The sequence below is a fragment of the Streptomyces sp. NPDC059853 genome (genome assembly GCF_042731495.1).
In the GTDB taxonomy this organism is placed as follows: Bacteria; Actinomycetota; Actinomycetes; order Streptomycetales; family Streptomycetaceae; genus Streptomyces.
Window position 1 is genome coordinate 1 of the sequence record NZ_JBHWJL010000562.1, and the last position, 1,348, is coordinate 1,348.

At 77.1% G+C, this 1,348-nt stretch carries 1 protein-coding gene; it reads right to left on the reverse strand.

What is annotated here, in order from left to right; translation table 11 throughout:
* The coding region (locus tag ACFV5N_RS27855) for a phosphodiester glycosidase family protein (protein ID WP_385605332.1) at window positions 1-1,229 on the reverse strand (1,229 nt) is incomplete at its 3' end.
* Between the last annotated feature and the right edge of the window lie 119 nt (window positions 1,230-1,348).

The window sequence follows — 1,348 nt, forward strand, 5'->3', positions numbered from 1 at the left end:
CCGAGCGGCACCGTCACCGCCAGGCCGTTGGGCACCGGGCGCTCGGCGCCGTCGGAGGGGCTGTTGACGAGCCGGGGCGCGCTGTCGCCGGGAGCGCGGGCCAGCAGCGTGGTGGAGCCGCCGCCGTCCAGGTTCAGCGCGGTGTACGCGCCGAGGTCGGCCAGCAGCACCGCCAGCTCGGTGAGGGTGGCGCCGCCCGCGTGCTGCTGCCGGCCGTCCACCGTGACCAGGTACATCTCGCCGCCGTCCCGGGAGAAGCCGACCGCCGTGCGCGGGGCCGCCGCGTTGTTGGGCCGGCCCTCCCAGTTCTGCGGCTCCCCGTCGATCACCAGCAGGCCCCGGCCGCCGACCGCCTCCTCGGGCAGCGGACTGCCGTCCCCGGTGCGCGCCCCGTACTCCAGCACCACCGGGTCGCCGGGGGCGAGGGCGGCCAGGGTACGGGCTCCGGCGTCCCTGCCCAGCAGGACGGTCGCGTCCCGCGGCACCCGGTCGCGGCCCGCCGTGCCGGAGACGGAGATCACCGTCTCGTCCCGGACGAGCACCTCGGTGACGGCCCCGGCCCCGGTGACGGTCAGGGCCCGGTCGGCGGTGCCCCAGTCCGCGGTGTACACGCCGATGCCGCCGGCCGGGACGCGGGCGGCGTTGACGGAGGCGATGTCCGCCACGCCGTCCGGCAGCAGCAGACTGCCCTCGGCGTACACCTCCAGGACGCGGCCCACCTCGCCCGGGCCCCAGCCGACTACGTCCACCGGCGCGCCGTCGGAGGCGGAGTGCCGCAGCGCGCCGCCGGTGATGCCGGGGCCCAGCGGTGCCTTGGTGCCGTTGATGTCGAAGAAGTCGGCGTTGACGGCGGCCACCGTGGCCCGCCCGGGGCCGGGGTCGTGGTCGCGGACCAGTTCGCTCAGCGGGGCGGCGTCCGCCACGTCGTCGGGGGCGAGTGCTTCCACGCGGGCGCCGGCCGACAGATCGACGGTGAGGGACTGGGCGCTGTGCCAGCCGGTGGGTTCCAGGCTCTGATAGCGGGTCAGTTCGGTGCCGGGGCCCAGCGGCTGGACGGTGCGGGACAGCTCCAGGCCCTCGCCGCCGGTGGTGCCGGTGGCGGCGCCGGCGGCCCCGGCCGGCAGCAGACCCAGGGCCAGGGCGGCGACGGCCGCCGCGACCGGGGCCCGGGTGCGCGGGGCCGGGATGCGGCGGTGGCGTGCTGTGGTGCTCGGTGCGCGGTGGATCACCAGGACTCCCTCGGACGCGTCGGCATCGGGCGCCTCAGCGTTCCAAGGGAAACGGCGCCGCACCAGTGCGGCGCCGTCAAGGTACGGCGAACGGCAGTGAACGAAGCCGTGTGGACTAC